Annotated in this window: 24 protein-coding genes; 6 read left to right on the top strand and 18 right to left on the bottom strand. The window is 73.5% G+C overall.

The annotated features are described in order from the left end of the window. Window positions 1-56 precede the first annotated feature (56 nt). Complete coding sequence (locus CLT75_RS27245; RefSeq protein WP_135243051.1) at window positions 57-962, bottom strand: oxidoreductase; 906 nt, start codon at window positions 960-962, stop codon at window positions 57-59. 133 nt (window positions 963-1,095) lie between these two features. On the opposite strand from CLT75_RS27245, the gene CLT75_RS27240 reads away from it, so the two are divergent. Next, window positions 1,096-1,959 carry an MmyB family transcriptional regulator gene (locus CLT75_RS27240; RefSeq protein ID WP_135243050.1) on the top strand — a complete coding sequence of 288 codons (864 nt, stop codon included), beginning with the start codon at window positions 1,096-1,098 and terminating at the stop codon, window positions 1,957-1,959. 15 nt (window positions 1,960-1,974) lie between these two features. Here the strand turns inward: CLT75_RS27240 and CLT75_RS27235 are convergent, their stop codons facing one another. After that, entirely contained in the window at window positions 1,975-2,451 is a 477-nt protein-coding gene (locus CLT75_RS27235) for a TspO/MBR family protein (protein WP_135243049.1), read from the bottom strand. A 169-nt stretch (window positions 2,452-2,620) separates the two neighbouring features. Here CLT75_RS27235 and CLT75_RS27230 point away from each other — a divergent pair, with 169 nt between their 5' ends. The 3 genes from CLT75_RS27230 to CLT75_RS27220 all read left to right on the top strand — a co-directional run bounded on the left by CLT75_RS27230 (window position 2,621) and on the right by CLT75_RS27220 (window position 5,300). Next, on the top strand, window positions 2,621-3,784 hold the full coding sequence (locus CLT75_RS27230; RefSeq protein WP_135243048.1) for a peptidoglycan DD-metalloendopeptidase family protein: 1,164 nt from the start codon (window positions 2,621-2,623) through the stop codon (window positions 3,782-3,784). A gap of 167 nt (window positions 3,785-3,951) precedes the next feature. Next, window positions 3,952-4,749 (top strand): serine protease, encoded by a 798-nt coding sequence (locus CLT75_RS27225; protein WP_135243047.1) that lies wholly within the window; start codon window positions 3,952-3,954, stop codon window positions 4,747-4,749. Between the two features lie 110 nt (window positions 4,750-4,859). After that, a complete protein-coding gene (locus CLT75_RS27220) occupies window positions 4,860-5,300 on the top strand; it encodes a hypothetical protein (protein ID WP_135243046.1) in 441 nt (146 codons plus the stop codon). A 7-nt stretch (window positions 5,301-5,307) separates the two neighbouring features. On the opposite strand, the gene CLT75_RS27215 is transcribed toward CLT75_RS27220, so the two are convergent. The 5 genes from CLT75_RS27215 to CLT75_RS27195 are packed head-to-tail and all read right to left on the bottom strand — an operon-like array spanning window position 5,308 to window position 10,438. Then, entirely contained in the window at window positions 5,308-6,018 is a 711-nt protein-coding gene (locus tag CLT75_RS27215) for an ABC transporter ATP-binding protein (protein WP_135243045.1), read from the bottom strand. Further along, the gene (locus CLT75_RS27210) at window positions 6,015-6,983 is read right to left on the bottom strand and encodes an ABC transporter ATP-binding protein (protein ID WP_135243044.1); all 969 of its coding nucleotides are present in this window, start codon (window positions 6,981-6,983) and stop codon (window positions 6,015-6,017) included. Before CLT75_RS27210 ends, CLT75_RS27215 begins: the two co-directional genes overlap by 4 nt. After that, the gene (locus CLT75_RS27205; RefSeq protein ID WP_135243043.1) at window positions 6,980-7,846 is read right to left on the bottom strand and encodes an ABC transporter permease; all 867 of its coding nucleotides are present in this window, start codon (window positions 7,844-7,846) and stop codon (window positions 6,980-6,982) included. The genes CLT75_RS27210 and CLT75_RS27205 overlap by 4 nt, the downstream gene beginning before the upstream one ends. Beyond that, complete coding sequence (locus CLT75_RS27200; protein WP_135243042.1) at window positions 7,839-8,843, bottom strand: ABC transporter permease; 1,005 nt, start codon at window positions 8,841-8,843, stop codon at window positions 7,839-7,841. Before CLT75_RS27200 ends, CLT75_RS27205 begins: the two co-directional genes overlap by 8 nt. Then, on the bottom strand, window positions 8,840-10,438 hold the full coding sequence (locus CLT75_RS27195) for an ABC transporter substrate-binding protein (protein ID WP_135243041.1): 1,599 nt from the start codon (window positions 10,436-10,438) through the stop codon (window positions 8,840-8,842). The genes CLT75_RS27200 and CLT75_RS27195 overlap by 4 nt, the downstream gene beginning before the upstream one ends. 202 nt (window positions 10,439-10,640) lie before the next feature. On the opposite strand from CLT75_RS27195, the gene CLT75_RS27190 reads away from it, so the two are divergent. Then, complete coding sequence (locus CLT75_RS27190) at window positions 10,641-11,909, top strand: PP2C family protein-serine/threonine phosphatase (protein ID WP_135243040.1); 1,269 nt, start codon at window positions 10,641-10,643, stop codon at window positions 11,907-11,909. On the opposite strand, the gene CLT75_RS27185 is transcribed toward CLT75_RS27190, so the two are convergent. Further along, window positions 11,889-12,230: an STAS domain-containing protein gene (locus tag CLT75_RS27185; RefSeq protein ID WP_230651205.1), complete on the bottom strand. Its 342-nt coding sequence runs from the start codon at window positions 12,228-12,230 to the stop codon at window positions 11,889-11,891. The two genes, CLT75_RS27190 and CLT75_RS27185, sit on opposite strands and share 21 nt — an antisense overlap. 300 nt (window positions 12,231-12,530) lie before the next feature. On the opposite strand from CLT75_RS27185, the gene CLT75_RS27180 reads away from it, so the two are divergent. Continuing rightward, window positions 12,531-14,117, top strand: a complete 1,587-nt coding sequence (locus CLT75_RS27180; protein ID WP_135243039.1) for a mucoidy inhibitor MuiA family protein — start codon at window positions 12,531-12,533, stop codon at window positions 14,115-14,117. A 49-nt stretch (window positions 14,118-14,166) separates the two neighbouring features. On the opposite strand, the gene CLT75_RS27175 is transcribed toward CLT75_RS27180, so the two are convergent. The 10 genes from CLT75_RS27175 to CLT75_RS33480 all read right to left on the bottom strand — a co-directional run bounded on the left by CLT75_RS27175 (window position 14,167) and on the right by CLT75_RS33480 (window position 25,490). Next, the gene (locus tag CLT75_RS27175) at window positions 14,167-14,436 is read right to left on the bottom strand and encodes a GlsB/YeaQ/YmgE family stress response membrane protein (RefSeq protein ID WP_135243038.1); all 270 of its coding nucleotides are present in this window, start codon (window positions 14,434-14,436) and stop codon (window positions 14,167-14,169) included. A gap of 111 nt (window positions 14,437-14,547) precedes the next feature. Further along, on the bottom strand, window positions 14,548-15,507 hold the full coding sequence (locus tag CLT75_RS27170) for an ion transporter (RefSeq protein WP_135243037.1): 960 nt from the start codon (window positions 15,505-15,507) through the stop codon (window positions 14,548-14,550). Window positions 15,508-15,606: 99 nt separating this feature from the next. Continuing rightward, window positions 15,607-16,713 (bottom strand): magnesium and cobalt transport protein CorA, encoded by a 1,107-nt coding sequence (locus CLT75_RS27165; protein ID WP_135243036.1) that lies wholly within the window; start codon window positions 16,711-16,713, stop codon window positions 15,607-15,609. Between the two features lie 58 nt (window positions 16,714-16,771). Then, window positions 16,772-17,452 carry a response regulator gene (locus tag CLT75_RS27160; RefSeq protein WP_135243035.1) on the bottom strand — a complete coding sequence of 227 codons (681 nt, stop codon included), beginning with the start codon at window positions 17,450-17,452 and terminating at the stop codon, window positions 16,772-16,774. Next, window positions 17,449-19,995, bottom strand: coding sequence for a DUF4118 domain-containing protein (locus tag CLT75_RS27155; protein WP_135243034.1), 2,547 nt, complete (start codon window positions 19,993-19,995; stop codon window positions 17,449-17,451). The genes CLT75_RS27160 and CLT75_RS27155 overlap by 4 nt, the downstream gene beginning before the upstream one ends. A gap of 70 nt (window positions 19,996-20,065) precedes the next feature. Beyond that, window positions 20,066-20,947, bottom strand: a complete 882-nt coding sequence (locus CLT75_RS27150; RefSeq protein WP_135243033.1) for a potassium-transporting ATPase subunit C — start codon at window positions 20,945-20,947, stop codon at window positions 20,066-20,068. After that, entirely contained in the window at window positions 20,947-23,121 is a 2,175-nt protein-coding gene (kdpB, locus tag CLT75_RS27145) for a potassium-transporting ATPase subunit KdpB (RefSeq protein WP_135243032.1), read from the bottom strand. The genes CLT75_RS27150 and kdpB overlap by 1 nt, the downstream gene beginning before the upstream one ends. 20 nt (window positions 23,122-23,141) lie before the next feature. Further along, on the bottom strand, window positions 23,142-24,797 hold the full coding sequence (gene kdpA / locus CLT75_RS27140; protein ID WP_135243031.1) for a potassium-transporting ATPase subunit KdpA: 1,656 nt from the start codon (window positions 24,795-24,797) through the stop codon (window positions 23,142-23,144). Then, window positions 24,797-24,886 (bottom strand): K(+)-transporting ATPase subunit F, encoded by a 90-nt coding sequence (gene kdpF / locus CLT75_RS27135; RefSeq protein ID WP_036311210.1) that lies wholly within the window; start codon window positions 24,884-24,886, stop codon window positions 24,797-24,799. The genes kdpA and kdpF overlap by 1 nt, the downstream gene beginning before the upstream one ends. 184 nt (window positions 24,887-25,070) lie before the next feature. Continuing rightward, entirely contained in the window at window positions 25,071-25,490 is a 420-nt protein-coding gene (locus CLT75_RS33480; RefSeq protein WP_486485281.1) for a hypothetical protein, read from the bottom strand. Window positions 25,491-25,512 lie beyond the last annotated feature (22 nt).

Here is a 25,512-nt window from a genome sequence, read left to right as displayed (position 1 = left end):
ACAAGTGCACTGGGAGTGCAAAATCCCACTCGGCCGCATCGTTGCGCACCGCCGGTTCAGAGGTAACGAACACCCGTCAGCTCCGCCGCCGCAGCCCAGAGGCGCTCACCCACGGCCGGGTCGGCGGCCTGCCGGCTCAACCGCGCCTCGGCCACCGGACCCCAGGTCTCGAAGAACCGGGACGGGCCGAAGAACTCGCCGCCGCGTACCTCCGGGTCGGTCGCCGCACGCAGCTGCGGCAGGGCGCCCCGCTCGACCGGCTGGGCGGCGAGCAGGCCGAGCCGCCCGATCACGCGTCCCAGCCGGCCCCGGTGTTCCCAGGCCCGCGGCGTGAGGTTGCTGCGGGTGAGGCCGGGATGCGCCAGCGCGCTGACGACCGGCGACCCGGCCGCGCGCAGGCGGCGGTCCAGCTCGACGCCGAAGACGGTGGTGGCGAGCTTCGAGCGGCCGTACGCGGCGGAGGCCCGGTAGTCGCGCTCGGACAACAGGTCGTCGAAGTCGAGCCGCGCGTTGCGGTGGGTGAGGGAGCTGAGGCTCACCACCCGCGCCGCCCGCGCCCCGGCGAGGGCGTCCAGCAGCAGGCCGGTCAGCGCATACGGGCCCAGCATGTTCGTGGCGAACTGCAGCTCGAAGCCGTCGGCGGAGGTACGGCGCGGGCCGAGCAGCACCACGCCGGCGTTGTTGACCAGCAGGTCGATCGTCGGGTGGTCGGCGGTCAGTTTCGCGGCGAACGCGCGTACCGATTCGAGGCTTGCCAGGTCCAGCTCGCGTACCTCGGTGTCGCCGCCGATGCGGCCGGCGGCCTGCCGGCCGGCGGCGGTGTTCCGCACGGCCAGCACGACGTGGGCGCCACGGCGGGCCAGTTCGGTGGCGGTGACCAGGCCGAGGCCCGAGTTCGCGCCGGTCACGACGGCGACCCGGCCGCGCTGGTCGGGGATGCGGTCGGCGGTCCATCCGGTCATCTGCTGCTCCTCGGGTACGGCGGTTCGCGTCGAGCGATGACGCTAGGAGCGATCCGTGCGGTCTCGGTCGTTCGCGGTTGCCTAGGTCCGCGGGACCTACCCTGGGCGTGCGGCGTCGCGGCAGACTGGCGGCATGAGCAGCCCGCATCCGTACGCACGCGAGCTGGGCGCCTTCCTCCGCGCCCGGCGTGGCCGGCTGCGCCCGCGCGATGTCGGCCTGGAGCCGGGCGGGCGGCGCAAGGTGACCGGCCTGCGGCGGGAGGAACTGGCCCTGCTGGCCGGGCTGAGCACCGACTACTACCAGCGGATGGAGCAGGGCCGGGAGGTACGCCCCTCCGACGACGTCCTGGACGCGCTCGCCGGCGCCCTCGGGCTGGACGACACCGAACGCCGGCACCTGTTCACGCTGGCCCGAGCCGCCCGGCGGCCGGTGCCCGCCCGCGTCGATCGGGCGCCGGAGCGGGTGCCGGACGGCACCCGGCGGCTGCTGCGGGTGATGGACACTTCGGCGGTCGTCCTCGGCCGGCACCTGGACCTGCTCGACTGGAACCCGATGGCGCAGGCGCTGCTCGGTGACCCGGCGGACCACCCCGGCCGGCTCAACATGCTCCTGCTGCTGTTCGACGACGCGCTGACCGGGGGACGGAGCTGCCCGGACTGGGAGCGGCAGGCGCTGGACTACATCGGGATGATGCGTGCCGCCGTCGCCGACGACCCGACCCATCCCCGCGCCACCGCGATCGTCGGCGAGCTGAGCATCCGCAGCGCGGATTTCCGGCGGCTGTGGGCACGGCACGACGTGCGCGCTTCGGTGAGCGGTACCAAGACGTTCCGGGTGCCCGGACTGGGCGACATCGTCCTGGACTGGGACACCTATCCGCTGCCGGGCAGTCCCGGCCCGGTCATGCTCGTCTTCACCGCCGAGCCGGGCAGCCCGGACGCTGATCGGCTACGACTCCTGGCGTCGTGGCGCGCGACCCGCCCGGCGTCCGCTTGATCAGGCGGACGCCGGTCACCGTCCCCGGTTGAGGCCGACGATCGCGCCGTTGAGGGCGGTGGCGAAGAGGGTCCACGCGACGTACGGGGCGAGTGCCGCCCCGGCGGGACGGTCGGTGCGCGCCGCGCGGCGCAGCAGCACCAGGTTGGACGCGTTGAGCGCGGCGATCCCGGCCAGCGCGGCGCCGGGCTTGCGGGCGCCGAAGAACAGGGCGCTCCAGCCCGCGTTGAGCGCCAGGTTGAGCGCGTAGCCGCGGGCGAAGGCGGCGCGCTCGGGCCCCTCGGAGCGGTCCAGCGCCCGCGCACCGGCCACCGCGATCAGCCCGTACAGCGGGGTCCAGACCACTGGGAACGCGGCCGACGGCGGCTGCCAGGCGGGCTTGCGCAGGCGGCGGTACCAGCGCGACGAGGTGCCGGTGGAGGTGGCGGCGGCGCCCGCTGCGGCGGTCGCGGTGACTGCCGCCGCGGTCTTGACCAGGGTCGGTACTCGCATACCGCTCAGCTACCCGGCCGGCGGCGACTCAACCCACCACTGCCGGAAGATCCACTTCCGGATACGCCCCGATGCACAGATCCTTCACCGTCGCGCCGAGAGTCGTAGACAACTTTCACGACCGTCGATAGCCTCTCTATTCAGTGACAGATGTCGATAAGGAGGCTCCATGCGACGGCTCATGCTCTCCTGCGCCCTGGCGGCCATCGGTGCCTGGGCGGTGGCGCCGGCACCCGCCACTGCGGCACCTCGCGCGACACCCGGACCCGTCGCCGACGCCGTGACCGCGAAACTTCTCGCCTCGGCCGACGCGGCCACCGCCCGCACGGCGGACGCGCAGCAGGCCCGGGTCACCGTCACCCGCACGAACGGCCGGTGGGCCTTCGGCACCGCCGTGCTGCCGGCGGACCGGTCCGCCGACGCGCACCCCACCGGCTCGGTCTTCCTCGCCCGGGCCGACGCCCGGGGCTGGACCGTCGCGTTCGACGGGGAGGCCGCATTCGGCGACCTGGCCGCCGCGTCGCCGCTGGTGAGCGAGACCGAGAAGGCCGTCTTCACCACGCCCGTCGCGCCGCTGCTCGCGGGCGGAGACTTCCGCACCGGCATGGCCCTGCCGTTCGCGGTCGGGCAGACGTGGACGCTCACCTCCGGGCCGCACGGCTGGGGCGGCGCCGCCGCGCCGTGGAGCTCGGTCGACCTCGCCGGCGGCGACCAGGTGGTCCGGGCCGCGCGGGCCGGCACCGCGTACACGATGTGCACCGGGTGGATCCGGGTCATCCACGACCGGGGCTACTCGACGGACTACTACCACCTGTGGAGCAGCATCTCCGTCAACGGCGCCGCCGTCGCGCAGGGTGCGTACCTCGGCTACACCGGCACCGACGTCACCTGCGGCGGCTCCGCCACCGGCCGGCACGTGCACTTCGGGCTGCGGCAGAACTCGGCGTACGTGCCGATCGCCGGGCACGGCATCGGCAAGTGGGACTTCGTCAGCGGCGCGGCGGCGTACCAGGGCGGCGCCCGGCACGGGTCCGCCTACGTCGGCGGCGGTGGCGGCGTCTACAACTACGGCGCGCTCGGCTTCAACCAGGGAGTCGTCGACGCCAACGGCGGCGGCACGCTGACCCGGCGCTCCGGTCCCGGAACGGGGTACGGCGCCCTCGGGTCGGTGGCCGACGGCGCCACCGTCACCGTCTCCTGCTCCGCCAACGGCACCTCGCACACCGGCCGCTACGGCACCACCGCCCTGTGGGACCGGCTCAGCGACGGCAGCTGGGTGTCCGACGCCTACCTCTCCACCGGAGTGAACGGGCCGATAAACGGCTGGTGCTGACCGCGCGACCCGCGCGTGCCGGTGCCCGGACACGGCACCGGCACGCGCGGCGTATGACGCAGACGGGATGCACATATCCATTGCCAAGCATCGATGTCTGCCCATAGGCTCCCTGCCACCGCGTGCGGCCCCGGCGGGCGGCACACAGTCGATGTCTGGAGGGGACCATGGTCCGTTGGCGTAGATGTGTCGGCCGGATGGCGGCCGTGTTGGCAGTGGTCACCGCAGGAGCGGTCGGCGTGACCGCGCCGGCCACGGCGGCACCGGCCGGGGACATGACGCCGTACGTCGTCGGCGGCACCCGGGCCGCGCAGGGCGAGTTCCCGTTCATGGTCCGGCTCTCGATGGGCTGCGGCGGCGCGCTCTACAGCCCGCGACTGGTCCTGACCGCCGCGCACTGCGTCGGCCGCACCGGTTCCAACACCAGCATCACCGCCACGCTGGGCGTGGTGGACCTCCAGTCCTCCAGCCGGATCCAGGTCCGCTCCAACTACGTCTACCGGGCGCCCGGTTACAACGGCAACGGCGACGACTGGGCGCTGATCCGGCTCGCCAGCCCGGTCACCTCGCTCGCCACGCTGAAGATCGCCACCACCACGGCGTACGACAACGGCACCTTCACGGTGGCCGGCTGGGGCGCCGCGCGGGAGGGCGGCGCGCAGCAGCGCTACCTGCTCAAGGCCAGCGTGCCGTTCGTCGACGACACCACCTGCAACCGCTACTACGGCGGCGACGTCATCCCCAGCGAGGAGATCTGCGCCGGATACGCCAGCGGCGGCATCGACACCTGCCAGGGTGACTCCGGCGGCCCGATGTTCCGCCGGGACGCCGCGAACGCCTGGATCCAGGTGGGCATCGTGAGCTGGGGCAACGGCTGCGCCCGCCCCAACTACCCCGGCGTCTACACCCAGGTCAGCACGTTCGCCTCGGCGATCCAGTCCGCCGCCGCGAGCCTCGGCGGCTGACAACGCACGCGCGGCGGCCCGGTCGCGGCGAAGCGGCCGGGCCACCGCCATGTCCGCGCGGATCCGCCGCCCGCTCACGACGGTGACGGTGACTGCTAACTTCCGGACGCATGGACGACTCCCCTCGCTGGTACCGCCCGGCCCCCGACGTGCTGCTCACGGTCGGCAGCGCCACCGCACTGCTCGGCTACCTGATCCCGTGGTTCCGCGCCAGCCGCCTCCACCAGTGGTCGTACTCGGGCTGGGCCTACCTGGAGACCGAGGGCGGCTGGACCTGGCTGGTCGTGGTGTCCCTGGTGATCGCCGTCCTGGCCGGCCTCTGGGCCGGGCGGAGCGTGGCGTGCGCCAAGCTCGCAGTCGGCGCGGCGGTGGCCGGGATGTTCCTCGCCAGTGCGGTGGTCGCGGTGAGCCTGGGCGCGCTGCCGGAACGCGACAGCATCAACTGGGTCGGTGAGCTGCCGTTCGAGATGGGGATGCCGCTCATGGCCGTCGGATTCGGGGCCGTCGTCGCCGGGGCGCTGGGCGTCGTACGCCGTCCGGTCGAGGAGTGACGCGACGTCACGCCGCCGGCAGGTCCACCACCCGGGTGGCCCAGCGGGCCATCAGCGCCGGGTCGTGGGTGATGACCAGGACCCCGGCGCCCTGCCGGCGCTGGTAGTCGCCGATGACGGCGGCGACGTGCGCCTGGGTGGAGGCGTCGAGCATCGCGGTGGCCTCGTCGCAGAGCAGGTAGTCCGGCCGGTGCACCAGGGCGCGGGCCAGGCAGGCGCGTTGCAGTTGCCCGTCGCTCACCGCGTGCGGGCGGCGGGTCAGCAGGTCGGCGGTGAGGCCGGCCAGGTCGGCCAGTTCCGCCGTACGGGCGGCCGCCTGCTCGCGGGATGTGCCGGTGGCGCGGAGCGGCTCGGCGATGATGTCGGCGAGGCTGAGCCTCGGGTCGGTGGCGGCGCGCGGGCTCTGGAACAGGATCGCGACGCGGGTACGCAGGTGCGCCGGCAGGCGGTGGCGGACGCCGCCGAGCGGTTGCCCGTCGATCGTGACGTGGCCGCCGTCCGGGGCGTGCAGCAGGGCGAGGACACGGGCGAGTGTGGACTTGCCGCTACCCGAGGGGCCGCGCAGCCCGACCGTCTCGCCCGGGGCGATGTGCAGGTCGACCCGGTCGAGGACGCGCTGGCCGCCGTACGCGACGGAGACCTGGTGCGCGGCGAGCCCGGCGGCGTCGGTGGCGCCCGGGGCGGCGGCGTCGGTGGCGCCGGGAACCGTGAGCGTCATGCCGGTACCTCCTCGCGCAGCGGGTGGTGACAGGCGACCCGGCCCGCGCCGCCGGCGGCGAGGCGCGGCAGCGTCGCGCAGGTGCCGGCGGCGCGGGCGCAGCGCGGGGCGAAGGCGCAGCCGCCGGGCAGGTCGGTGAGCGCCGGCGGGTGGCCCGGTACCGGCACGAAGGCGCGGTCGGGCAGCGCGTCGAGCAGACCGGCGGTGTACGGGTGGGCCGGGTCGTCGAACAGCGCCCCGGCCGGGCGGTGCTCGACGATCCGGCTGGCGTACATCACGGCGACGGTGTCCGCGACGCGGCGCGCGGCGGTCAGGTCGTGCGTGATGAGCAGGACGGCGGCGCCGGTGTCGCAGCGGCGGCGCAGCAGGTCCAGCGTGTGGTCGACGAGCGGCCGGTCCAGGCCGGTGGTGGGTTCGTCGGCGAGCAGCACCGGCGGGTCGGGCGCGAGCGCGAGCGCGGTGGCGAGCCGCTGGGCCATGCCGCCGGACAGCTCGTGCGGGTACCGGTCCAGGTCGGCCGGGTCGAGACCCACCTCGGCGGCGATCCGGTCGGCGGCGGCCGGCGCGTCGCGACGGGTGTGCCCGTGCGCGCGCAGCGTCTCCTCCAGCAGCTTCCGCCCGGTACGCACCGGGGTGAGCGCGGTGGCGGGGCTCTGCGGGACCAGGCCGACGCCCCGGCCGCGTACGTGCCGGGCGAGGTGCCGCTCCCCCGCGCCGATCAGGTCGACCTCCTCGCGTCCCGGCGCGTGCAGGCGGGCCTGCCCGGTGACGGCGGCGTTGCGCGGAAGCAGGCCGAGCAGGGCGTGCGCGAGGACGGACTTGCCGCACCCGGACTCACCGACCACCGCCAGCAGCTCGCCGGGCCGCAGCGTGAGGCTCAGGTCGGTGACGGCGTGCACGACCGCGTCGCGCAGCCGGAAGCGGACGGTCAGCCCGTCGACGGTCAGCAGTGCCGGGGCGGTCACAGGTGCAGCTCCGATCGGACGCGCGGGTCGAGGCGGTCACGCCACCGGCCGGTGAGCACGGCGAGCGCCAGTGTGGCCGCCACCAGCAGGAGGCCGGGGACGATGCTGGCCCACCAGGCGCCGGTGAGCAGCGACCGCTGCCCGTCGTTGATCATGTTGCCGATGGAGGCGAGGTGCGGCGGCAGGCCGAGACCGAGGAACGACAGCGCGGTCTCGTGCCAGACCGCGTGCGGCACCATGAGCGTGGTCGCCAGCGCCAGGCGCGGCAGCACGTGCGGCAGCAGGTGCCGGGTGAGCACCCGGACGCGCCCGGCACCGCCGGAGATCGCGGCGTCCACGAACGGCCGGTTGCGCAGGCTGAGCAGCTCGGAGCGGACGATCCGGGCGGTGGACAGCCAGTGCGTCAACGCGATCGACGCGATCACCGCGCCGAGGCTGGGGCGCAGCATCGCCACGATGAAGATGCCCAGCAGCAGGTGCGGCAACGCGGCGACGGTGTCCACCACGCGCATGAGCGCCCGGTCCACCCAGCCACCGACGCTGCCGGCGACGGCGCCGACCAGGCCGCCGATGACCGCCGCGACGAGCGCGGCGACCGCGCCGACGAGCAGCGAGACGCGCAGGCCGTAGAGGCTGCGCAGAGCCACGTCGCGGCCGAGGTCGTCGGTGCCCGCCAGGTGCTCCGGCGAGGGCGCGAGCCGGGTACGGGAGAGGTCGACGGCACTCTGGTCGAGCGGCCACAGGACCGGGGCGAGCAGCGCGGCGGCGACCACACCGGCGAGCACGACGACGGCGACGGTCGTGCCGACACCGCCGGTTCGGCGCAGGCGCCGGACGCGCGCGGGGAGGGCGAGGTCAGTCATCGAGGCGTACCCGGGGGTCGGCGGCGGCGTAGGCGAGGTCAGTGACCAGATTCGCGGTCAGCACCACGACGGTGGTGGCCAGCGTCGTGGCCGCGAGCAGCGGGAAGTCGGCGCCCAGCGCGGCCTCGACGGTGACCGCGCCGAGGCCGGGCAGGGAGAACACAGTCTCCACCAGGACCGCGCCGCCGACGAGTTCGGGCAGGTGCGTGCCGACCAGGGTGAGGAACGGCAGCAGCGCGGTCCGCAGCGCGTGTCCGAACAGGACGACCCGGCCGGGGAGCCCTCTGGCGCGGGCGGCCAGGACGTGGTCGTCGCGCAGGCTCTCGGCGACCGCGTCGCGGACGAACAGCACGAACCACGGCGCCTGGGAGATCGCCAGCACCGTCACCGGGAGCACCAGGTGCCGGGCCACGTCGGCCGGGTCGGTGCCGGTGGCGGTGATGTCGGTGAGCCCGCCGGCGGGCAGCCAGCCGAGGCTGAGGGCGAACACGGCGATCGCCGCGAGACCGATCCAGAACACCGGCATGGACTGCACCGCGTACGCGACGGCGCGCAGCGCCCTGTCGAACCAGCCGCCGCGCCGGTACGCGGCCAGCGTGCCCAGCAGCACGCTCGCCACCAGCACCAGGGCGAGCGCGGTGCCGACGAGCAGCAGCGTCCAGCCGGCCCGGGCGGCGAGCACCGAGGTGACCGGCTCGTGCCGGCTCGTCGACCAGCCCAGGTCGCCGCGCAGCAGGTTCCCGGCCCAGCGGGCGTACTGCACCGGCAGCGGGTCGTCGACGCCCCAGTTGGCGCGGATCTGCGCGAGGTTCTCCTCGCTCGTGGTGAACGCCGCCGCGCCCGCGTACTGCTGCGCCGGGTCGATCGGGGAGGCGGCGCCGAGGGCGAACATGCCCATGCTGGTGGCCGCCAGCACCGGTACGGCGACCAGCAGCCGCCGCCGGACCACGGCACCCGCCCCGGCCAGTCGCCGCCGGCCGGTCACGGGCGCCGTCACGACTTCTTCGTCCAGGTGTGCACGTTCCACCAGATGCTGTTGGCGACGTCGTGCTCGTGCGGCTCGACCCGCGGCGTCACCCCGGTCACGGCGTCCTTCAGCACGTAGGTGTGCTGGAGGTAGGTGAGGAACACCCACGGCACGTCGGCGGCGAGCCGCTTCTGGAACGTGGCGTACGCGGCCTTGCGGGCGGCCGGGTCGGCGTTGTCCCGGCCGGCCCGCAACGCGGCGTCGGTGACCGCCGAGCGGTACGAACCGGGGTTGAAGAAGCCCTGTCCGGCGAAGGCCGAGTTGAACAGCTTGTAGGAGACGAAGTCCGGGTCGTACGGCGTGCCGTAGCCCATCATCAGGGCGTCGCGGCCCATCCGCGGGGTGATCGCGTCCCAGGTCAGACCCTCCGGCGTGACAGTGATGCCGACCTTCTTCGCGTCGGCGACGACGGCCAGGGCCAGTTCCTTGCGCAGGCTGTCGGTGGCCGGGTACAGGAGCGCGAACGCGGCCGGCCGCCCGTCCTTGACGCGGATGCCGTCCGGGCCGGGCCTCCACCCGGCGGCGTCCAGTGCGGCGGTCGCCGCGGCGGTGTCGGCGGCGGGCCTGCCGGCGATCGACGGCTCGGCGTATTCCGACGTGGGCGGCACCGGCCCGAACGCGGGCTCCCCCGCACCGCCGAGCACCCCTGTCACCATGGCCTGCCGGTCCACCGCGACGTTCAGCGCCTTCCGGATCGCGAGGTCGCCGGTGACCGGGTTGCCCATCGGCAGCATGACGCCCCGGTAGTCGGCGGTCGGCACCCGGTGCACCCGGTAGCCGTTCCGGTTCTCGAACCCGGAGGCGAGCTTCGGCGCCAGCTCCGCCGCGTCGAACTCGCCGGCCCGCATCCGCTGGGCCCGGACGTTGTCGTCGGCGACGAACGCCACCACCACGCCGGAGTTCGCCGGCTTGCCGTCCCAGTACGTCTCGTTCGCCGCGAGCACGAGCCGGTCACCGGGGGTCCAGGAGGTGAACCGGTACGGGCCGGTGCCGACCGGCTTGCGGTTGAACGCGGCCTTGTTGACGTCCTGCCCGGCGAAGGCCTTCGCCGGGACGATCCCCAGCGCCAGCCGTTGCAGGAACGGCGCGTACGCGTACTTCAGCGTGAACACCACAGTCGCCGGGTCGGGCGCGGTGACGGAGGCGAGCATGTCCAGATCGGAGCGCAGCGTGGAGTCGACGGCCGGATCGAGCACCGCCTGGTAGGTGAACACCACGTCCTGCGCGGTCAGCGGGCTACCGTCGTGGAACAGCACGCCCTCGCGCAGCTTCGCGGTGACCGTCTTCCCGTCCGCCGAGACGGTGGGCAGTTCGCGGGCCAGGGCGGGCACCAACTCGTTGCGGGCGTCCCGGGCGACCAGCCCGTCGAAGATCAGCGACGCGCCGTCGACGCCGTAGTTGAGCACCGGGTTGAGCGTGTCCGGCTCGCCCGCGGTGGCGACCACGAGCGTGCCGGCGCTGTTCGGGCCGCCTGTCGAGGCCGTGGGCGACGAGCAGCCGGCGGCGGCGAGCAGGGCGGCGGCGAGCAGCACTGCCACGCGTACGGGCTTGGGTCTGATCGCCACCGGCAACCCCTCGAACACTCGTCTGCGGGTGGCAGCGGGCGGGCGCTGCGGCGAGGATCGATCATCGCGTGCCGGAGCGCCCGCTACCGCCACTATTCGGTAGTTGCCAACTATATGCAATAACCTCTGGTCGATGACGGCGACCCGCCGCCCCGGTGTCGCTCGCGAGGCGGACGTCCGGCGCGCTGAATATGCTCAGGGGGTGAGGGACAGCGAGCAGGCGGTGCTGGCCGGGATGTTGCAGTCGGCCGAGGACGCCGCCCCGGTGCAGGCGGTCGAGGCCGTCACCGGCGTCATCGCCACGGCGCTGAACGCGCGCGGTGTCTCGCTGCTGATCGCCGACCTCAGCGGCCGTGCGTTGGTCCGGCTGACGCACCAGCCGGCCGGCGGCGGCACCGGCCGGCGTCACGGCGAGGAGGACGCCGAGGTCCTCCCCTTCGACGGCGGGCCCTACGAGCAGGCGCTCCGTCAGCAGGCCCCGGTGGTCGTCCCCGGCGACGGCGCCTGGACCGTGCTGGCGCCGGTCACCGACCGCGGTGAGGCGATCGGCCTGCTGGAGATCGACCTGCCCGACGAGCCGGACGGCGACGTGGTGAACTGGGTCGCCCGCACCGCGCACGCGCTGGCGTTCGTGGTCATCGCCAACCGCAGACACACCGACCTGTTCGAGTGGGGACAGCGCACCACCCCGTTCAGCCTCTCCGCCGAGATCCAGCGCCGCCTGCTGCCCGCCTCGTTCACCTGCGAGGCCGGCGCCTTCGCCCTCTCCGGCTGGCTGGAACCCGCCGCGAGCGTCGGCGGCGACACCTTCGACTACAGCCTGGCCCGGGACCTGCTGCACCTCAGCGTCACCGACGCGATGGGCCACGGCGTGGCGAGCGCGCTCACCGCCACCCTCGGCGTGGGCAGCCTGCGCAACACCCGCCGGCGTGGCGCCGACCTGGTCGCCCAGGCCGAGGAGGCCAACCGGGCCGTCGCGGAGAACGCGAACGTGCGCGGCGCGTACGTCACCGCCGTGCTGGGCCGCATCGACCTGACCACGGGACGCTGCGAACTGGTGAACGCGGGGCACGTCCCACCGATGCTGGTCCGGGACGGCCGGGTCGTACCGGTGGACCTGCCGGGCAACTTCCCGCTCGGGATGTTCCCCGGCGAGGGCTACCGCAGCGGGGAGCTGCCACTGCGGCCCGGCGACCGGCTGGTGGTGGTCACCGACGGCATGCGCGACCGCAACGCCGCCGACCTCGACCTGCCCGCCGCCCTGCTCCGCCTCTCCCACCTGCATCCCCGCGAGGCGGTGCGGGCGCTGTCCGACGCGGTGCTGGAGATCGCCGGGCCGGCGCTGACCGACGACGCCACGCTGCTCGTCGTCGACTGGTACGGCGACCACGGGCCCCGGCACAGCACCGCCGGCGCCGACACCGCCCGCGTCAGTCCCGACGAGGAGCGCTCAGCGCACCGCCGCCGGTGAGCCGTCCTCGGCGTCCCGCACGGTGCCGAAGAGCGGGATGACGCGGTCCACCGAGGTAATCGAGAAGACGTTGCGGATCGACTGGCGGACGACGGCCAGACCGAGCCAGCCGTCGCGCTCCCGCAGGTTCTTGTAGACGAGCACGAGCGCGCCCAGGCCGCTGGAGTCCACGAACCCGACCTGGGTCAGGTCGACGACCACCGTCCGGGCGCCGGTCTCCACCACCTCGAGCAACCGGTCACGCAACGTCGGTGCGCTGGCCATGTCCAGGTCGCCGGCGACCTCGATCACCGGGCCGACACGCCCCTGCCTGGTCGTCACCGAGAACTCCACCACTCCCCCTCAACCGCACACCCGTCGCTACCCGACACCGTGCCAGAAATCCGCCCTGATCGCCTCCCGTGGGTGCGCGGCGGCTCAGCGGCCTCGCCGCGACGTGGTGGAGGACACCTCAGTGCCGGTCGAGCCCGATCACGATGCCGGTCGGCTCGTCGAGCCGGGTCCACCGGGCCCGCGCCCCCGTTGCCGTTCACCGCGCGCGACCTGGCCGCTGTCGCCGTCGACCAGCGGCTCCATCTGCGGTAGCCCCGCCGCGGGCGCGGCTGAACTACCCTCGCCGCCGTGGACACTCTGGAGATCGATGCGCCTGTCGTCGGCGTGACCGTCTACCCGGACCGCGCCCGGGTCACCCGCCGCGGCCGCGTCCGGCTGACCGTCGGCGACCACCGGGTACGCGTCGCCCCGCTCCCGCTGGGCCTGCGCCGCGACTCGATCCGGGTGGGTGGCCGGGGCGCGGTGACGGTGCTCGGGGTGGACGTGGCCGCGTGGCGGCAGGCCCGCAGCACCGACGCCCAGGTGGTCGAGCTGGAACGGCGGCGGCGCGAACTGGCGGACGAGCTGGCCGAGGCCGGTGACACCGACGGGATCGAGGACCAGCGCGGCGAGTTCCTCACCCGGCTGGCCGAGCGCGCGGGTGGCACGTACGCCCGGGCGCTGGCCGCGGGCGACGCGGCCCCGGCCGACGTCGCGGCCTTCACCGAGTCGGTGGCCGGTCAGCTCGCCGAGTCGCGGGCCCGGCGGCGCGGGCTGGCCCGGCGGCGCACCGAGCTGGCGGAGGAGCTGGCCGCCGTCGACCGGGAGCTGGACGCGGCGCGCGGCAAGCGAGAGCCGGACCGGCTGACCGCCGAGGTGTCCGTCTCCGTCGACGCCGACGACACCGAGGTGGAGCTGGAGCTGACGTACCTGGTGGACGGCGCCCGCTGGACGCCCTCCTACGACCTGCGGCTGGTCGAGGACACCATGACTGTCACCTGGTTCGGGCTGGTCAGCCAGGGCACCGGGGAGGACTGGCCGGAGTGCGAACTCCAGCTCTCCACCGCCCGGCCGGCGGCGGCGAGCGGCGTACCCGAATTGTCGCCCTGGTATCTCGACCGGTTCCGGCCGGAGCCGCCGATGGCCGTGTCGGCCGCGTCGTTCGGCGGCACGGCGCCGCCCCCGGCGCCCGGCGCGGCGCCGGGGGCGGGGGGCGGTCGTCCCCGCGCGGCGCGGGCTGCGGCGGTGCGGGAGAGCGTCGCCGAGGTGGAGCAGGGCGTGACGGCGGCCACCTACCGGCCCGCGCGGCCGGTGGCGGTGTCGGCGGACGGCAGCGCGCACCGGGTGACGATCGCGGTGCTGGAGCTGCCGGCCCGGCTGGACCACGTGAGTGTGCCGGTACGCGCCGCCGAGGCGCACCTGCGGGCCACGGTCCGCAACACGTCGGACCACACGCTGCTGCCCGGCCCGGCGTCGGTCTTCCACGGTGCCGATTTCGTGGCGGCGACGCGGCTGAAGACGTGGGCGCCGGGCGAGGAGACCGAGTTGGCGCTCGGGGTGGACGACCGGCTGCGGGTGGAGCGGAAGCTGTCCCGGCGCACCGAGAGCAAGGCCACGCTCGGGTCGACGCGGCGGCGGGAGGTGGAGTACCGCATCACTGTGGCGAACCACACGCCCCGGCCGGCCACTGTGGAGGTGCGGGATCAGCTTCCGGTGTCCCGGGACGAGGCGGTGGTGGTACGCGAGACGGCGCTGACGCCGCCGCCGGCCGAGCGTACGGAACTGGGCGAGCTGACCTGGCGGCTGTCGCTGGCGCCGGGTGAGAACGGCGAGATCGCACTCGGCTTCCGGGTGGAGCTGGCCAAGGGCGTCGAGCTGACCGGCTGGCGGGAGTGACACGACGGGGCCGCTTCCGCGACGTGCGGAAGCAGCCCCGTCGGGTGCCTCAGATGCGGCGGCGGCCGTAGAGGCCGGCGAAGACGGCGACGCCGACGGCGGCGAAGCCGACCTGGAGCGCCAGCTCGATCCAGTCGATGCCGGGGGTGTCGTCGACGCCGAACGCGCCGGCCACCAGCGTGCCGACGAGCGCGGCGACCACACCGATTAGCAGAGTCAGCCAGATCGGGATGTTCTGCTTGCCCGGCACCACCAGGCGCCCGAGCGCACCGATGATGAGACCGATGATGAGCGCGGTGAAGAAGCCCGTGATCTCCACGAGAGGCGTCCCTTCCCTCAAATGTGTTGGCGTCAGCCTGGTTGCCCCGATCAACCAGTCGGCCAAACCCGGGAGCCGCTTTCGTCACGGAACTGTCATGACCGTCCCTGATCAGTGGTCCGAGGGCTGCCGGCGGCGCGGCGCGCCGGGCGCCTCCTCCCTGTCGATGCGCAGTTCCCGCTCCAGCTCGGCGATCACCATGCGCAGGTCGTCCAGGCGCTGGCTGATCGCGATCCGGTCCACCTCGTCCGGTATCCCGTCCCCGTCGGAGTCGTAGTCGGACGCCAGCCCTTCGGTCATCTCCAGCCGCCGCGCCTCCTCCATCGAGTTGACGATGACGGCGATGAGGATGTTCAGCAGGAGGTTCACCGCGATCATCACGAAGCTGACGTAGTAGAGCAGCGTCCACGGCGACACCTCCAGACCCTGTTCCAGCAGGTCCGGCAGTGTCTCCAGGGACAGCAGCACGAACAGCGTGACGAGCGAGCGGCCGATGTCGCCGTACTGCTCGGGATAGCGGTCGCCGAAGATCAGCCAGCCGGCCATGCCGTACACGTAGAGCGTGACGGCGGCGAGCGCGAGGAAACCCGCGACGCCGGGGAGGCTGCGCCACAGCGCCGCCACGATGGTCCGCAGGCCGGGTGAGAAGCGCACCAGGCGCAGCACCCGGGCGACCCGGATGAACCGCAGCACCGCCGAGTCGCCGTGCAGGCCCGGGACGAATATGGCCGCTGTCACCAGCAGGTCGAAGACGTTCCAGCCGTGCCGGAAGAAGTCCTGCGGGCGGCGGCCGTACGCGAGCACCCGAATGGTGATCTCCACGACGAAGACCGCCCGGAACATCCACTCCGTCCACCGCAGCACCGGCCCGGCCGCGCCGAGGTTCGGGTACGTCTCGATGCCCAGCACCACGCCGTTGGCCATGATGAGCACCACGATGGCCACCTCGAACGGCCGGGACGCGACGATCCGGGCACAGTGGCCGGCCAGCCCACGCTTTCCGTCACTGGTCCGGCGCCCGCCACGCGGGGCCGGAACCGTGTCCCCGATCAGCGTTCCCCTCCGGCACACGAGAGCCGGACGACGCGCGGACGACGGGGGGTAGCCACCCGGACACTTTAGTGGATCACCGAGGGCGGGCGGCCGGGGCCGAGGCGCGCAGGGCCCGGCTCACAGCCAGCCGCGGCGCTTGAACAGCAGGTAGAGCGCGCCGCAGACGGCGAGCATCAGGGTGACCGCGAACAGGTAGCCGTACCGCCAGTCCAGCTCCGGCATGTGGGTGAAGTTCATCCCGTAGACGGTGCCGATCAGGGTCGGCGCGAACAGGATCGCCGCCCACGCGGAGACCCGTTTGATCTCCTCGTTCTGCTCGAAGCTCGCCGCGGTCAGGCTGCGCATCTCCTCGTTCTGCGCCTGCGACACCAGTGTGGCGTTGACGGTGAGGATGTTCTGGAGCAGGTGCCGGAACCCGTCCACCCGCTCCACCACCTGGGTCAGGTGGTCGGCCACGTCGCGCAGCCGGCGGCGCAGTTCCTCGTCCGTGCCGTACCTGTCGAAGCCGTGCGTGAGCGCGTCGACCACCTTCAGCAGCGGCCGGGCGGCCCGCTGGAACTGGATCACCTCGCGGCTCAGCTCGTAGATGCGGCGGCTGGCGTTCGGGTCGCCGCCGAACACCTCGGTCTCGATCTCGTCGATGTCGTTCTCCAGCCCGGCCACCACCGGCGCGTAGCCGTCCACCACCCGGTCCAGTACGGCGTAGAGCACGGCTTCCGGGCCGAGCGCGAGCACCTCGGGTTCGGCCTCCAGCCGCCGCCGTACGCCGGCCAGGTCGGGTGTGCCGCCGTGCCGCACGGTGATCACGAAACCGGGGCCGAGGAACAGGTGCAGCTCGGCGAACTCGACCGCCTCCCGGGCGTCCAGGTAGCGGGCGGCGCGCAGCACCACGAACAGGGTGTCGCCGTAGCGTTCCAGCTTGGGACGCTGGTGGGCGTTGATCGCGTCCTCGACGGCCAGGTCGGGGAGCTGGAACTCGGCCGCGAGCGAGGCGATCTCCTCCCGGCCCGGCCGGCGCAGCCCGATCCAGGCCATCGCGTCGTCGAGGTGTTGCAGGCAGCGGAACGTGTCGGCGAGGGTGACAGGCGACGCCCGGCGTACGCCGCCGACGTAGACGCCGCTGTCGACCAGCCCGTCGGGTCGCTCCGGCTCGGCCGCGCCCGCGTCGATGGCGTGCTCGTCGAGGCGGCGGCCGAACCCCTCCGAGGACCGGTTGTCCGCCATGCCCCTCCCCCGCTGCCCGACCGGGTCGCCGAGTCCCCCGCCCGCGCTCGCGCAAACGTCAGGGGCGGTAGCGGTAGCCCATGCCCGGTTCGGTGATCAGGTGGCGGGGCCGGGCCGGGTCGTCCTCCAGCTTGCGGCGCAACTGGGCCATGTACTGCCGCAGGTAGTTCGTCTCGTGGTGGTACTCCGGTCCCCACACGTCGTGCAGCAACTGGCGCTGGCTGACCAGCTTGCCCGGGTTGCGCAGCAGCTTCTCCAGCATGGCCCACTGGGTGGGGGTGAGCTTGACCTCGACGCCGTCGTCCCGGGTGACGGTCCGGTCCGCCAGGTCGACGGTGTTGCGGCCGATCCGCAGCGCTGGTACGGCGGGCGTGGCCGGGGCGAGCCGCCGGGTCACCGCCCGGATACGGGCGAGCAGCTCGTCCACGCCGAACGGCTTGGTCACGTAGTCGTCGGCGCCCGCGTCGAGCGCGGACACCTTGTCCTCGCTGCCGGCCCGCCCGGACAGCACGATGATCGGCACGGCGGTCCAGCCGCGCAGGCCCCGGATGACGTCGGTGCCGTCCAGGTCGGGCAAGCCGAGGTCGAGCACCACCAGGTCCGGCGGGTGCCCGGCGGCGGCCTTGAGCGCGGCGGCGCCGCTGCCTGCGACCTCGACGTCGTAGCCCCGGGCGCGCAGGTTGATCCGCAGCGCGCGCAGGATCTGCGGTTCGTCGTCGACGACCAGGATCCGGGTCATTCCTGCGGCCCCTCCGGCTGGGTGGCGGCCGGCAGCCGCAGCACCATGGTGAGACCGCCGCCGGGCGTGGTCTCCGGGGTGATGCTGCCACCCATCGCCTCGGCGAGTCCCCGGGACAGCGCCAGCCCCAGGCCCACCCCGGTCTGGTTGTCCCGGTCGCCGAGGCGCTGGAACGGCAGGAAGACGTGCTCCCACTGGTCCTCCGGGATGCCCGGCCCGGTGTCGATCACCCGCAGCTCGACCTGCCCGGCGTGCGCGCTGCCGGTGATCGTCGGCGGCCGGCCTGGTGGGCTGTGCCGCAGCGCGTTCGCCACGATGTTGACGAGCACCCGCTCCAGCAGGCCCGGGTCGGCGAGCGCCGCCGGCAGGTCGGCCGGGATGTCGGTGGTCACCTCGGCCGCCGCCGGGCCCAGTTCGTCGAGGGCCAGGGGTACGGCGTCCTCCAGCCCGATCGCGGTGGCGCTCACGCCCAGCGCGCCGGCCTGCAACCGGCTCATGTCGAGCAGGTTCGCCACCAGCCGGCCTAACCGGTCCAGCGACTCGTCGGCGGTGGCGAGCAGTTCCTCCCGGTCGTCCGCGTCGAACTCGACGTCGTGGCTGCGCAGGCTGCTCACCGCCGCCTTCGCCGACGCCAGCGGCGTACGCAGGTCGTGGCTGACCGCCGCGAGCAACGCGGTCCGCATCCGGTCGGCGGCGGCGAGCGGGCGGGCGGCGGCGGCCTCCTCGGCCAGCCGTTCCTGGCGCAGCGCGACGGCGGCCTGCGCGGCGAACGCCTCGACCACCCGCCGGTCGGCCGCCTCCAGCCGCCGGCCGGCGAGCACCACGCTGAGCCGGTCGTCCACCGGCACCACGGTCTCGCCCGCGTCCGGGCTGCCCGGCGGCCGCTCGCCGACGCTCGCCACCACCCGCCAGGCGTCCGCCCTCCGGGCCCGGGCCGGGCGCCCGCCGGCCTCGTCGGTCAGCTCCAGCACGCTCACCGCGCGCAGCCCGAACGTCTCCCGCAGCCGGTCCAGCAGCGCGGGCAGCGGCCGCTCGCCGCGCAGCACGCTGCCCGCCACGGTGGCCAGGGTCTGCGCGTCGGCGGAGGCCCGGGCCGCCTCCCGGGTACGCCGGGCCGCCACGTCGACCACCCAGCTCACCGCGATGGCCACGCCGACGAACACGCCCAGGGCGAGCAGGTTGTCCGCCTCGGCGATGGTGAGCGTCCGGTACGGCGGGGTGAAGAACCAGTTGAGCAGCAGCGAGCCGCCGAGCGCGGCGACCAGCGCGGGCCACAGTCCGCCGACCAGCGCCACGCCCACCACACCGGCGAGGAACAGCAGGATGTCGTTGGTCAGGGTGAGGTCGGGCAGCGTCCGCAGCACGAGCGTGAGCATCGGCATGCCGAGTACCGCGAGCGCGTACCCGATCAGCCGCCGGCGCCGGGACAGCGCGGCGGGTACCGACGTGCCCCGGCGCCCGCGCCCCGCCTCGGGGTGGGTGACCAGGTGCACGTCGATCGGGCCGGACAGCGCGGTGGTGGTCACGCCGACGCCCCGGGAGAACACCTGCGCGAACCGGCCCCGGCGGCTCGCGCCGAGCACGAGCTGGGTGGCGTTGACGCCCCGGGCGAAGTCCAGCAACGACGCCGGGATGTCGGTGCCGAGCACCTGGTGGTACGTGCCGCCGAGGCTCTCCACCAGCACCCGCTGCCGGGCGAGCTGGGCCGGGTCGGCGCCGGCCAGCCCGTCGCTGCGGGCCACGTGCACGGCGAGCAGGTCGGCGCCCTTGCTGCGGGCGGCGATCCGGGCGGCCCGGCGGATCAGCGTCTCGCCCTCCGGCCCGCCGGTCAGCGCGACGACGACCCGTTCCCGCGCCTCCCAGGTGTCGGAGATGCCCTGCTGGGCCCGGTACGCGTCGAGCTGCTCGTCGACCTTGTCGGCCAGCCAGAGCAGCGCCAGTTCGCGCAGCGCGGTGAGGTTGCCGACCCGGAAGTAGTTGCCGAGCGCGGCGTCGATCTTGTCGGGCCGGTAGATGTTGCCGTGCGCCATCCGGCGGCGCAGCGCCTCCGGCGTCATGTCCACCAGCTCGACCTGCTCGGCGGCCCGGACCACCTGGTCCGGCACCGTCTCCCGCTGGGTGGTTCCGGTGATCTGCGCGACCACGTCGTTGAGCGACTCCAGGTGCTGCACGTTGACGGTGGAGAGCACGCTGATCCCGGCGTCGAGCAGCTCCTGCACGTCCTGCCAGCGCTTCTCGTGGCGGGAGCCGGGCACGTTCGTGTGGGCCAGCTCGTCCACCACGACGACCTCGGGCCGCCGGGCCAGCACCGCGTCCAGGTCCATCTCGGTGAACTCGACGCCCCGGTACGTCATCGACCGGCGCGGCACCACCTCCAGGTCGCCGATCATCTCGGCGGTGTGCCGGCGGCCGTGCGTCTCGACCAGGCCGATCACCACGTCGGTGCCGCGCTCGGCCCGGCGCTGGGCCTCCTCCAGCATGGCGTACGTCTTGCCGACGCCCGGCGCGGCCCCGAGGTAGATCCGCAGTTCACCCCTGCCCACAGCGTCCATCCTCCCTGACCGGCCGGGAGCGGCCCTGGGTCTTCCCCGGGCCGCTCCGGTCGCTGTCGCCTCAGCGCGCCGGGAACGCCTCGTCCAGCGCCAGATTGAGTTCCAGCACGTTCACCCCGGGCTCGCCCATGAAACCCAGCGCCCGGCCGGTGGTGTGCTCGGCGACCAGCCGCCGTACCGCCGCCGGGTCCGCGCCGCGCTCCCGCGCCACCCGGGCCACCTGGATCCGGGCGTACGCCGGGGAGATGTGCGGGTCGAGGCCGCTGCCACCGGCGGTGACGGCGTCGGCCGGCACGGCCGGGCGGGCCGGGGCGTCCCCGCGTACCGGGGTGACGATGCCGCCCTCGGCCACGTAGTCGTGGCCGGGCTGGGCCGCCTCCACCGGTACGCCCTGCCAGGTGGTGATGAACGGCGTCGCGGGTGCGGCCTGGTTGACGCTCACCACGCGGGTGATCCGGCCGGTGAGGCCGTCGGCGCGGAACACGGCGAGTACCGCGCCCACCCCGTCCGGGGTGCAGTACGGGCGCCGCCCGTCGACGCCGTCGAGGTCGCCGACCGCCTTGCTGCGGGCGCAGACCTGGGTGAGCAGGCTCTGCGCCGAGGTCTCCTCGTCGCCGGTGAGCGTGTCCACGACGCTCTCCGGGCCGAGGTTGCTCGCCGCGGTGGCGGTCGGGTCGTAGCCGTCCCCGGCGGCCGACGGGCGGGACTGGAAGTAGCGCGGGATCGGGTTGCCGTCCGCGTCGGTGAACGACTGGCCGATCAGCGAGCTGCCGACGGTCCGGCCGCCGACGGTGAGCAGTGAGCCGTCCGCCTTGCCGTCGAGGCCTGGCAGTCGGCCGACGGCGACCAGGGCGAGCGGGTAGACCAGACCGAGCAGGACGGTGAAGACGAGCACCGCGCGCAGGGCGGCCAGGTGCTGGGAGAGCCAACTGGGAAGGCGCATCACGAGATCCCCGGGACGAACTGGACGAGCAGGTCGATGAGCTTGATGCCGACGAACGGCACCACGATGCCGCCGAGGCCGTAGAGCCACAGGTTGCGGCGCAGCAGCGTCGAGGCGCTGGCCGGGCGGTAACGCACGCCGCGCAGGGCCAGCGGGATCAACGCCACGATGACTATCGCGTTGAAGACGACTGCGGAGAGGATCGCCGACTCGGGGCTGGCCAGGCGCATGATGTTGAGCCGGTCCAGCGACGGGTAGATGCCGGCGAACATGGCCGGGATGATCGCGAAGTACTTCGCGATGTCGTTGGCGATGCTGAACGTCGTCAGCGCACCCCGGGTGATCAGCAACTGCTTGCCGATCTCCACGATCTCGATCAGCTTGGTCGGGTCGGAGTCGAGGTCGACCATGTTGCCGGCCTCCTTCGCGGCCGACGTGCCGGTGTTCATGGCGACGCCGACGTCCGCCCGGGCCAGCGCGGGCGCGTCGTTCGTGCCGTCGCCGGTCATGGCGACGAGCCGGCCACCCTCCTGTTCCTTCTTGATCAGCGCGAGCTTGTCCTCCGGCGTGGCCTCGGCGAGGAAGTCGTCCACGCCCGCCTCGTCGGCGATCGCCTTCGCGGTACGCGGGTTGTCGCCGGTGATCATCACGGTGCGGATGCCCATCCGGCGCATCTCGTCGAAGCGCTCCCGCATCCCGGCCTTCACCACGTCCTTGAGGTGGATGACGCCGAGCGCCCGGGCCGGTTCCCCGGCCACGTGCTCGGCCACCACGAGCGGCGTGCCGCCGGTGCCGCTGATCCCGTCGACCAGTTCACCGACCTGTTCGGTCGGGTGGCCGCCGTTGTCGCGTACCCACTTCATCACCGCGGCGGCCGCGCCCTTGCGGACATGCCGGACGCCCCCGTCGGCGTCGAGGTCGACGCCGCTCATCCGGGTCTGCGCGGTGAACGGCACGAACGTGGCGTGCGGGATGAGGCCGGGCTCGCGCTCGCGCAGCCCGTACTCGTTCTTCGCGAGCACCACCACCGAGCGGCCCTCGGGGGTCTCGTCGGCCAGGCTGGACAGCTGCGCCGCGTCGGCGAGCGTGGCCGGGTCCACGCCGGTCACCGGCAGGAACTCGGCGGCCTGCCGGTTGCCGAGCGTGATCGTGCCGGTCTTGTCCAGCAGCAGCGTGTTGACGTCGCCCGCCGCCTCGACCGCCCGGCCGCTCATCGCCAGCACGTTGCGCTGCACGAGCCGGTCCATGCCGGCGATGCCGATCGCGGACAGCAGCGCGCCGATGGTGGTCGGGATGAGACAGACCAGCAGCGACACGAGGACGACGCCGGTGACGCCGGAGTCGGTGATCGCCGCGGTGTCCGGCGCGGCGGCCTGGTAGCCCTTCGCGAAGATCGCCATGGGCTGGAGCGTGACGACGGCGAGCAGGAAGATGATCGTCAGCGCGGCCAGCAGGATGTTCAGTGCGATCTCGTTCGGCGTCTTCTGCCGGTTGGCGCCCTCGACCAGCGCGATCATCCGGTCGATGAAGCTCTCGCCCGGCTTCTGGGTGATCCGGACGACGATCCGGTCGGAGAGGACCCGGGTGCCGCCGGTGACCGCGCTGCGGTCGCCGCCGGACTCCCGGATCACCGGGGCGGACTCGCCGGTGATCGCCGACTCGTCGACGCTGGCGATGCCCTCCACCACGTCGCCGTCGCCGGGGATGACCTGGCCGGCCTCGACCAGGACGACGTCACCCTGCCGCAGTTGCGGCGCGGGCACCGCCTCGTCCCGGTACGCGTTCGCGGCGGCACCGGGCGTCCAGCCGACCAGCCGGGTGGCGATGGTGTCCTGCTTGGCCCGGCGCAGCGTGTCGGCCTGCGCCTTGCCTCGCCCCTCGGCGACCGCCTCGGCCAGGTTCGCGAAGATCACGGTGAGCCAGAGCCAGACGGTGATCGCGATCGCGAAGACGGACGGGTCGGCCACCGCGAGCACTGTGGTGAACAGCGCGCCGATCTCCACGATCAGCATCACCGGATTGCGCCACAGGGTGCGCGGGTCGAGCTTGCGCAGCGCGTCCGGCAGCGACCGGAGCACTTGGCGGGGGTCGAGCAGTCCGCCGCCGACCCGGTTGTCCCGGCGGTCCGGTGTGCCGGGTACCGGCGCGTCGGCGGTCTGCACAGGTGCTGTCATGTCCTTGTCTCTCATGGTGGTCACAGCCCTTCGGCCAGCGGGCCGAGCGCGAGTGCGGGAAGGAAGGTGAGCGCGACGAGGACCACCGTGACGCCGACGACCATGCCGACGAACAACGGCCTGTGGGTCGGCAGGGTGCCCTCGGAGGCGGGTGTGGGTTGCTGGCGGGCCAGCGAGCCGGCCAGCGCGAGCACGAAGATGATCGGCAGGAACCGGCCGAGCAGCATGCAGAGCCCGAGCGCGGTGTTCCACCACTGCGTGTTCACGGTGATGCCGGCGAACGCGGAGCCGTTGTTGTTGCTGGCCGAGGTGAACGCGTACAGCACTTCGGACAGTCCGTGCGGCCCGACGTTCAGCGCTGTCGAGGCGTTGCCGGTGGCGAACGCGGCGGCGGTGCCGGTGAGCACCAGCGCCGGGGTGATCAGGAAGTACATCGAGGCGAACTTGATCTCGCGCGAGCCGATCTTCTTGCCCAGGTACTCCGGGGTTCGCCCGACCATCAGCCCGGCCACGAACACCGTGATCACCGCGAGGATCAGCAGCCCGTACAGGCCGGCGCCGACGCCGCCGGGGGCGACCTCGCCGAGCATCATGTTGCCCAGCGTCATCATGCCGCCCAGCGCGGTGTACGAGTCGTGGAACGAGTTGACGGCGCCGGTCGAGGTGAGCGTGGTGGCCGCCGCGAACGTGGCCGAGTTCGACACGTCGAAGCGCACCTCCTTGCCCTCCAGCGCCGCGCCGACCGCCTGCGGCACCGTGCCGTCGCCGGTCAGCTCGAAGACGTTCGTCAGCGTGATGCTGGCGAGCGCCAGGATCGCCATGACGGCGACGATCGCGTAACCCTGCCGCTTCTGCCCCACCATCCGGCCGAAGACCCGGGGCAGGCTGAACGGGATCACCAGGATCAGGAAGATCTCCAGCCAGTTCGTCCACGCGGTCGGGTTCTCGAACGGGTGGGCGCTGTTGACGTTGTAGAAGCCACCGCCGTTGGTGCCCAGCTCCTTGATGACCTCCTGGCTCGCCACCGGCCCGCCGGTGACAGTCTGGGTGCCGCCGGTCAGCGTGGTCACGTCGGTGCCGCCGGACAGGTTCTGCACCACGCCGCCGAGCATCAGCGCGAGCGCCCCGAGCACCGCGATCGGCAGCAGGATCCGCAGCGTGACCCGGGTCAGGTCGACCCAGAAGTTGCCCAGCTCGCCGGTGCGGCTGCGGGCGAAGCCCCGGACCAGCGCCACCGCCACGGCGATGCCCACCGCCGCCGAGACGAAGTTCTGCACCGCCAGGCCGGCCATCTGCACCAGGTGGCCCATGGTCGACTCACCCGAGTACCACTGCCAGTTCGTGTTTGTCACGAACGACACAGCGGTGTTCCAGGCGCCGTGCGGCACCACCGGGTCGAATCCCAGCGAGAGCCACAGGTGGTTCTGCAGGCGCTGGAACGCGTACAGGAACAGCAGGGAGACGGCCGAGAAGGCCAGCACCGAGCGGGCGTACACGCCCCAGGTCTGCTCGGCGGCCGGGTCGACCCCGACCAGGCGGTAGATCCCCCGCTCGACCCGGGACGACCGGGTTCCGGCGACCACGCGGTGCATGTAGTCGCCGAACGGCCGGTGCACGGCGACGAGCGCCGCCACCAGCGACAGGACGAAGAGCACGCCGGCTGTCGTCATGCTCATCAGAAGCGCTCCGGGAACAGCAGGGCGGCGACCAGGAACACGCCCAGGCCGATCGCCAGCACCAGGCCGACGGCGTTGACGGCGTTCACAGCTTCTCCACGCCCCTCACCACGAGGGCGAGAGCCGCGAACAGCCCCACCGTCAGCAACACGAACAGCACGTCAGACACGGCTGACCTCTCCTAGCGGAAGATGTCCTCGCGACCGCCTCCCGGCCGCGCCGGGCAATCACAGCGCCGGATCCGCCGGACGGACAGAGGTCTTGACGCGACCATCACGCGCGGCCGCGGTTTCTTGACGCGCTTTTCACGCCGCCTCCACGGCCGGTGATCCGGGTCACCGGACGGGCCTCGGCGCCGATCGACCGGAGGTGCCGGTAGCCGGCGCCGAGCACCGCGGCGAACCCGATCGGCACGGCTTGGGACCAGGCGTCACCCGGGCCGGTCAGCTCGCCGTAGCGGTGGGCGAGGAACCCGACGAAGACCGCCGCACCCAGCGCGGCCACCGCGGCGACCGCGCGCAGGTCGGCCACCACAGCGGCGTACGCCCCGACGACGCCCGCCATCACCAGGACCCGCCCGGGCCGCTCGTCGGGTGTGAACACCCCAGCCGCCACCAGCGCCGCGCCGACCACCACGACGGCGCCGGCAGCCACCCGGAACCCGGTGCACCCGTCCGCCCGATCTCGTCCCATGTCCGCCTCCCGCGTCGGTATG

The organism is Micromonospora sp. CNZ285, assembly GCF_004637285.1.
This window is presented reverse-complemented; position numbering and strand designations above follow the sequence as displayed.

Excerpts from the sequence above, each read along its gene's own strand:
- kdpB (WP_135243032.1), bottom strand. The coding sequence starts at position 23,121 with ATGACAGCACCTGTGCAGACCGCCGACGCGCCGGTACCCGGCACACCG.
- kdpA (WP_135243031.1), bottom strand. The coding sequence starts at position 24,797 with ATGAGCATGACGACAGCCGGCGTGCTCTTCGTCCTGTCGCTGGTGGCG.
- CLT75_RS27150 (WP_135243033.1), bottom strand. The coding sequence starts at position 20,947 with ATGCGCCTTCCCAGTTGGCTCTCCCAGCACCTGGCCGCCCTGCGCGCG.
- CLT75_RS27220 (WP_135243046.1), top strand. The coding sequence starts at position 4,860 with ATGGACGACTCCCCTCGCTGGTACCGCCCGGCCCCCGACGTGCTGCTC.
- CLT75_RS27160 (WP_135243035.1), bottom strand. The coding sequence starts at position 17,452 with ATGACCCGGATCCTGGTCGTCGACGACGAACCGCAGATCCTGCGCGCG.
- CLT75_RS27240 (WP_135243050.1), top strand. The coding sequence starts at position 1,096 with ATGAGCAGCCCGCATCCGTACGCACGCGAGCTGGGCGCCTTCCTCCGC.
- CLT75_RS27235 (WP_135243049.1), bottom strand. The coding sequence starts at position 2,451 with ATGCGAGTACCGACCCTGGTCAAGACCGCGGCGGCAGTCACCGCGACC.
- CLT75_RS27205 (WP_135243043.1), bottom strand. The coding sequence starts at position 7,846 with ATGACTGACCTCGCCCTCCCCGCGCGCGTCCGGCGCCTGCGCCGAACC.
- CLT75_RS27215 (WP_135243045.1), bottom strand. The coding sequence starts at position 6,018 with ATGACGCTCACGGTTCCCGGCGCCACCGACGCCGCCGCCCCGGGCGCC.
- CLT75_RS27245 (WP_135243051.1), bottom strand. The coding sequence starts at position 962 with ATGACCGGATGGACCGCCGACCGCATCCCCGACCAGCGCGGCCGGGTC.
- CLT75_RS27165 (WP_135243036.1), bottom strand. The coding sequence starts at position 16,713 with ATGGCGGACAACCGGTCCTCGGAGGGGTTCGGCCGCCGCCTCGACGAG.
- CLT75_RS27225 (WP_135243047.1), top strand. The coding sequence starts at position 3,952 with ATGGTCCGTTGGCGTAGATGTGTCGGCCGGATGGCGGCCGTGTTGGCA.
- CLT75_RS27230 (WP_135243048.1), top strand. The coding sequence starts at position 2,621 with ATGCGACGGCTCATGCTCTCCTGCGCCCTGGCGGCCATCGGTGCCTGG.
- CLT75_RS33480 (WP_486485281.1), bottom strand. The coding sequence starts at position 25,490 with ATGGGACGAGATCGGGCGGACGGGTGCACCGGGTTCCGGGTGGCTGCC.